Genomic DNA, 6,435 nt, shown 5'->3' with positions numbered 1-6,435 from the left:
GACCGTGACGCCCTCGGTGATATCGCCCCAATTGGCGGCGATGATGGCCGAGTTTGGCAGCGATAGTTGATACAACCCTTCATCCGCGTCGAAACGATGCACAGCGATTTCGATCACGCTTCCCACTGTTGGCGGCTCGGGGAATTGCCGTAACGACAAGACTCCCTGGTTGCGTCCCCCCAGCTCAACGAATACGTCGTCATTGTGAATCGAAACGATGCGTGCATGGTGTCGTGACTCGGGCTCGAGGTCAGCCGCAGCCGCTTGCTTTTGTCCTGGTGCAAGAACTTCTTCCAGCGAGAACCCGCCCAGCGCTTCATCGACCTCACGTTGCAGGTCCGGTGGCAATTCACCGCGGATGCTTGGTACCGGCGCCTTCGCGCCACTGGGAGGCGGCGGCAGATCAGCCCTTGGTGGTTTCGCAGCGGCCGCAGCGGCGACAGGCTTTACCACCGCCGCGATTGTTGTCGGCACGGCGGCTGTTGATGCTGTGGCTGCTGGTGCTGCAATGGTAGGTGCTGCGGACGCTGGCGCCTCTGCGACCGGCTCTTGGGGCACGGCCTCGACGGGCTCTTCGGCCAACGGCGCCGCCGGTGCGGGCATTGATGCCTCGGAAGCGTTTTCCGGTGCCACTAGCTTGGGCTTGGGGCGGGGCGCCAAGGCCGGCGGAATGCGCGGACGTTGGATGCGGCTACCGGCGCGCTGCGAACCAATGGCAATGCGCGGGGCGGTAGGCATCGCGGGCGCTACGGGCTTGGCAACCTCGGGCGCGCCGACATTGGCCGCCGGCGTTGCGGCTGGCGCGCTTGGAGCAGCGGCCTGTTCGGCCGTAGGCGCTGAAGGGGACGATGTGTCTGCGTGCGGGGTATCGGGTTGATCGCTGCTCATCACTCTGTCATCTTGTGGAAAGTTCCGACCCCATCCGACAAGGTAAAGCGGCCGAAGCGCCGCTGAGGTGTCGAGCGCGGTATTCTAGCAGCACAAATCGGCGCGAGATAGCCATTTGTAACGTTGTTCGTGCCCCCTCGGTCGGACGCCTTCAACCGCATCTGCAGTCCGTTCGGGCCACCCAGGTTTTGCCGATGACAGATGTGAAATCGCTATTGTCCGGCGCCGTTATCCGGGAAATCGTCGATCCGGAACGGCTCAACGAGCTGGGCCCCGGCAAACCTGTCGAGGTACAACGCGCCCGGCTCGAGGGGCTGACCCCCAAGCGCCTGCTGGCTCCGCGGCCGGTGAAGAATCGCGCCATGGCCGAGGCCTGCCTGGCGGGGTTGTGGCTGTGGTGCGATTTTCTCGATCAATCGCACCGCATCAGCCAGGACCTGGCGACGCTCGAGGGCAGCTACTGGCACGCGATCATGCACCGGCGGGAACCGGATTACGATAATGCAAAGTATTGGTTTCGCCGTGTTGGCCAACACCCTGTCTATGGCCTGCTGGCGAGCGAGGCCCGGCAAATCGCAACATCAAGCGGGATTGCGAATGAGGCCGCGTTTTTGGCGACACAAGCCACTTGGGATCCGTATCGATTTGTCGATCTCTGTCAGTTGGCGGCGTCCGAGCGCGGGCCCTACGACCAACTTTGCCGGTTGATTCAGCGACGGGAGTGGTGTCTGCTGTTCGACTACTGCTCGCAACAGGCCGCCGGATAGTTTACGTGCCTGCCAAGATTCGTCGTCGCCACAGCATCCACGATTAGCGATGAGGACACCCCGCTAGTGGCGGGCGCGTAAGTTGCTTGTTCCACGGTATTACCCCACGTACAATAGTTGCAGCGTTTCCCATCGAACCACAGGCAGAAGTAATGCTCGACTACGACTTCGAAAATAGTGTCGGTTACTGGGTCTTCGCGACGGCTCACGCTCTGGCCTGCGCCATGAACGAAGAGTTGGTCGCCCACGGCATCACGTCCCGACAATGGGAGGTGTTGGCTTGCATTTCGCACGATGGCGAACTCTCGCAATCCGAGCTTGCCGAGCGCATGCACATCGAGGCACCCACTTTGGTGGGGGTGCTTGATCGCATGGAGCGCGATGGTTGGATTCAGCGCGTCACTGACGACAATGATCGCCGTCGCAAGTTGATTCGCCCAACCGAACGTGCGGAAGAGCAATGGGGCCGCATGGTAGCCTGTGGCTTGGCCGTACGTGCCCGCGCCACGCAAGGATTGGACGAGGACGAGTTGCGTAAGCTGCGAGAAACGTTGAAGACGATGTGCCAAAACATGCACGCGCTGGTCAGCGGTCGCATTGATCGCAAGGGCACGGCACCCGCCAATGGCGCTCCGGCTGAAGTCGCTTAGCCAGCCGTGTGAAACTCGGGATAGCCGACATTCCGTCTCGGAATGGTTTTTTCGCCGGCCACTTCCTGCAACACGCTAAGCGGTGGACGAGACTCTCACGTCCTGATCGATTCGTGGCGGCGCTACATCCCGATTTGGCCTCGCTGATGCGCCGGCCATGGCTGCCAGTCTTGATCTGCCACGGATCCACACTGTCGTCATGGCAACTCGATCGGTAAGATTGCCGTCGCGGTGTTTGCCGCTAACGAGTCGATCGCCGCCCTCACGATCCGTTGATCGGCAGGCCCAATATCACGCGTCCTCACCAGGAGATGCTTTTCCATGCCGGATTTGGACCTGACGGTGGCGGGTTGCCGTCATCGACAACAGCGACTTTTGCAGCTGATGGAGCGAAATCGGCTCGACCTGGTGATTGTTACCAGGCACGAACACGTGCAATGGCTGGCCGGCCCGCGGTTTCATTGGACGTTCGAACCGGCGGCGGCGCTCTCGTCCGATGGCCATGTCACGCTCGTAGCTCCGACGGTGACATATAAGGACGCCGCAGCGAATGAAGTCGTTGCCTATCCCTCGAATCAATATTCGACCTTGCGCAATGACCAGCGGCAGACATCCTCGGATGCGCTGCTAACGGCGCTCGCCCGGTTTCCCATGCCGCGTCGCGTGGGGGTCGAGTTCTCTTCCTTTGGGCCCCATTTGGCAAAGCTGCTGGCGGCCGAATTCGTCGACATTGAGCCAGACTTGTACCGCCTGCGGCGGCGGAAGGATGCGGACGAACTTGCGCGGCTTCGCAAAGCCATCGATGCCACCGGCCTGATGTACGCCAAAGGGCGCGAGATCATCCAGCCCGGTATCAACGAACTCGACGTGTTCAGCCAATTGCAGGGCGTCGCGGTCGCGTACTTTGGCGAAATGATGACTGCGACGGGCAACGACTATCAATCGGGGACGCGGGGTGGTCCACCGCGAGATCGGCGAGCCGAAGACGGCGAACTGTACATCCTCGACTTGGGGCCGGCTTATCAAGGCTATTTTGCGGATAATTGCCGCACGATTGCCGTGAACCATCGCCCGACTGAGGAACAGTCGCGGACCTGCGCCAAGATTTGCGAGGTGTTCGACATGATCGAGCGCAGCGTGAAGCCCGGCATTCGTTGCCGCAGCGTCTTCGACGCGGCGCAAACAATCCTCGACCAATATCGGCCGGGGGCGTTCGACCATCATCTGGGTCACGGGATCGGACTTTATCCGCACGAGGCGCCCCACCTGAATCCCACTTGGGATGACACATTCGAAGTTGGCGACGTGTTCACGGCCGAACCCGGGCTGTACGGCCCTGAGTTGCGCGCGGGCATTCGTTTGGAAAACGACTACCTGGTGACCGAGAGGGGAGTCGAACTGCTCAGCGATTTCCCGCTGGGGCTTTAAGAGCGGACGCTTTAGTCCAAAATCGTGCCGACGGTTGCCCTTCTTGCGCAACCCACATGCTAATGCGATTCTTATTCCACCGAGCTCTCGGTGGCATCGCGCTTGGCAGTGTGCAACGGTACGTCAGCTTGTTCTGGTCCCTCTCCCGGCGGTGCATGCTCGTCGTGCGTTCCAGCGAGCTTGGAATGGATGATCGAAGCTCCGATCGAGATCGAGAGTAACGACAGCACCACCACCAGCGACGCCCAGGCCGGCGGATGGCCGATCCATTTTTGCGCCCAGGCCGGCGGCATGCCGAATTGATTGATCCACCATTGCGGTGGGTCTGCGACCCAGTGCAGGAGCATCTTGGCCCCGACAAAAAACAGGATGGCCGACAGCCCGTACTTCAGGTAGTGGAACATATCCATCACGCCGGCCAGCAGGAAGTACAGTGCCCGCAGCCCCAGGATGGCAAATACGTTGGACGAGAAGACGATGAACGGGTCGTCGGTAAAGGCAAAGATCGCGGGCACGCTATCAAAGGCAAAGGCAAAGTCCGTGGCATCGATCACGATCAACACCAAGAACAACGGCGTCAGGAAGAGTTTGCCTCCCTCGCGGACAAAAAACTTCTCGCCGTGGTTTTCCTTCGAGATCGGCAAAAAGCGGCGTGACAGTCGCAGCGTCCAGCCGTGCTCGGGATTTGCCTCTTCGTCCGAGGTCGACAGCTTGATGGCGGTCCAAACCAGGAACGCACCCAGCGCATAGGTGATCCATTCGAACCGTTCGATCAACTCGCCGCCGACCAACACGAACGTCAGCCGCATCACGACGGCACCCAGGATCCCCCAAAAAAGTACCCGATACTGGTACTTCATGGGGACGCTGAAGTAATTGAAGATCACGGCGAAAACGAAGACGTTGTCCATCGACAACGACCATTCGACGAGATAGCCGGTGAAAAACTCGGTGGCCGTCTGCGCATCGGCGTACCACCAAATCACGCCATTAAAGCACAGGGCGATAAAAACCCAGGTGGCCGTGGCGCGGGCTGCCTCGCCAAGCGTGGTTTCCTTAGCGCCGCGATGAAAGATTCCCAGATCGAGCGCCAGCAGCACGCTTACGAAGAGTCCGAACGCCAACCAATGCCAGAGAGTGACTTCCATTAACGATCTAACTAACTCGCACCGGTTTTAGTAGCGGCTCTAGTGGGTTGGGCGACGGATTGCCGGCACATCATAAAGGTTGCCCCCGGCAGCAGCAACCGCGGCCCCCCTATCTACGGACAGTGTGAACGTGGAAATCACCGCGCCCTTTGCCCAACGGCAGCCAGAGCTAGCAACCGACGTCCCGCTAGCCATGCCGTCCAACTAGCCAAGCCGCTCGGCATGTAGGGATTATACCGAATCGAGCAGCCAGCAATGCGAGAAACACAGCGACAATCGCGGAGTTAGTTGAAGGGTTTCGTGCCAGGGGATAGCATGAACGGTGGCGGCTTACCGCGTTGTTGCCTCAGTGTCGAGGCGCAGCGCCAAGCCGTCGATCAGAGGCGATTACCGGAACACCAGGTGCCATTCTACGCCGCTCGTCTTGTCTGGTAGAGAGAGCCGCAGCTCTCGCAAGCTCCGCCATCGATTGTTTAGCTCCGTGCGCCGTGGCGCGACGTCATTCGACGGCGCCGCTCAGGCACGACAGCGGATTTCGCGGCGGACTCAGCACCACTTGCGGCTGATCGCCAGCAGACGGTAACAGTCGCGCTCGAACATACCGGTAGCGCGTGCCGCACGGCGGCTTGGAACCAAGAGTTTTTATTCGGCGTCGTGTACGCGAACTTTCAAAGGAGAAGAGCCGTGGATTCTAGGATCGGTCGCAATCGGGGCTGGCGTCCTCTGCTGACGGTCTTGGCAACCGCCCTGGTCGTGGCGGTTTCTGCCAGCTTCGCCGCCGCCGCCGAGGGGGAACCCACGGCCAGCCCGCAGGGTGAAAGTCTGCTGTGGTGGGTCGCCCGCTGCTCGGGCTGGATCGGTGCCGGTATTCTGCTGTTGAGCATGTACTTCGTGGCGACCGTGGTGCGGATGTTCATGGAGCTGCGCGAGAAAGTGGCATCGCCCCCGGAGCTGAACGCGCAGGTCGAAGAGCTGATCCAGCAGCGCGACTTCCGCCAGGTCTATAAGGTGTTGCGCGAAAGCGATTCCTTTCTGGGGCGGGTGCTGTCGACGGGCATCTCGGAATTGCCCAACGGTTTGCCGGAAGCCCGCGAAAGCATGGAACGCGCCGCCGATGCCGCCACGATGGAGATGGAACGCAGCATCAGCATGCTGGCCGTGATCGGCACGCTGGGGCCGATGATCGGCCTGTTGGGCACGTTGAAAGGCATGATCGGCAGCTTCGGCGCGATTAGCCGATCGGGCGTACACATGGACGCCGCCGAGGTTGCCACAGGCATTTCCGAGGCGTTGCTGTTGACGTTCGAGGGCGTGTTGCTGTCGGTGCCGGCGATCTATTTCTACGCCTTGTTCCGCAATCGCATTTCGCACATCTCGACCAATACGACGCTAGCGGCCGAGCAAACGCTGCGGCGGCTATTCCACTCGGCCCAGTGGAAGGCAGCCCCCACGGCCACCGGCACCACCCCCACCAAGTAACCGCCACGGCGGGCTGACCATCAAAAAGATGAATCACAAAGTTCCTGGGGCACCGGATCGACAGCGTACCAGGCA

Annotated in this window: 6 protein-coding genes; 4 read left to right on the top strand and 2 right to left on the bottom strand. The window is 60.8% G+C overall.

Annotated features, from left to right (window positions below; all coding sequences use genetic code 11):
• Positions 1 to 888, bottom strand: an 888-nt coding sequence (locus tag VGG64_21185; GenBank protein ID HEY1602130.1) for a hypothetical protein, incomplete at its 3' end; no start/stop codon positions are given.
• Between the two features lie 194 nt (positions 889 to 1,082).
• Between VGG64_21185 and VGG64_21180 the strand changes: the two genes are divergently transcribed.
• From VGG64_21180 to VGG64_21170, 3 genes are all read left to right on the top strand, one after another.
• On the top strand, positions 1,083 to 1,655 hold the full coding sequence (locus VGG64_21180; GenBank protein HEY1602129.1) for a hypothetical protein: 573 nt from the start codon (positions 1,083 to 1,085) through the stop codon (positions 1,653 to 1,655).
• Positions 1,656 to 1,807: 152 nt separating this feature from the next.
• Positions 1,808 to 2,305 carry a MarR family transcriptional regulator gene (locus tag VGG64_21175; GenBank protein HEY1602128.1) on the top strand — a complete coding sequence of 166 codons (498 nt, stop codon included), beginning with the start codon at positions 1,808 to 1,810 and terminating at the stop codon, positions 2,303 to 2,305.
• 321 nt (positions 2,306 to 2,626) lie between these two features.
• Complete coding sequence (locus VGG64_21170; GenBank protein HEY1602127.1) at positions 2,627 to 3,733, top strand: Xaa-Pro peptidase family protein; 1,107 nt, start codon at positions 2,627 to 2,629, stop codon at positions 3,731 to 3,733.
• Positions 3,734 to 3,804: 71 nt separating this feature from the next.
• Here VGG64_21170 and VGG64_21165 read toward each other — a convergent pair whose 3' ends face one another.
• Positions 3,805 to 4,881: a TerC family protein gene (locus VGG64_21165; protein HEY1602126.1), complete on the bottom strand. Its 1,077-nt coding sequence runs from the start codon at positions 4,879 to 4,881 to the stop codon at positions 3,805 to 3,807.
• 684 nt (positions 4,882 to 5,565) lie between these two features.
• Here VGG64_21165 and VGG64_21160 point away from each other — a divergent pair.
• Complete coding sequence (locus tag VGG64_21160) at positions 5,566 to 6,360, top strand: MotA/TolQ/ExbB proton channel family protein (protein HEY1602125.1); 795 nt, start codon at positions 5,566 to 5,568, stop codon at positions 6,358 to 6,360.
• Positions 6,361 to 6,435 lie beyond the last annotated feature (75 nt).

This window comes from Pirellulales bacterium, from assembly GCA_036490175.1.
Lineage (GTDB): Bacteria > Planctomycetota > Planctomycetia > Pirellulales > JACPPG01 > JACPPG01.
Note: the sequence above shows the minus strand (reverse complement) of the source record. Positions and strands in the feature narration are given on the sequence as shown.

Coding starts and splice junctions, on each gene's coding strand:
- VGG64_21180 (HEY1602129.1), top strand. CDS start 1,083: ATGACAGATGTGAAATCGCTATTGTCCGGCGCCGTTATCCGGGAAATC.
- VGG64_21175 (HEY1602128.1), top strand. CDS start 1,808: ATGCTCGACTACGACTTCGAAAATAGTGTCGGTTACTGGGTCTTCGCG.
- VGG64_21165 (HEY1602126.1), bottom strand. CDS start 4,881: ATGGAAGTCACTCTCTGGCATTGGTTGGCGTTCGGACTCTTCGTAAGC.
- VGG64_21170 (HEY1602127.1), top strand. CDS start 2,627: ATGCCGGATTTGGACCTGACGGTGGCGGGTTGCCGTCATCGACAACAG.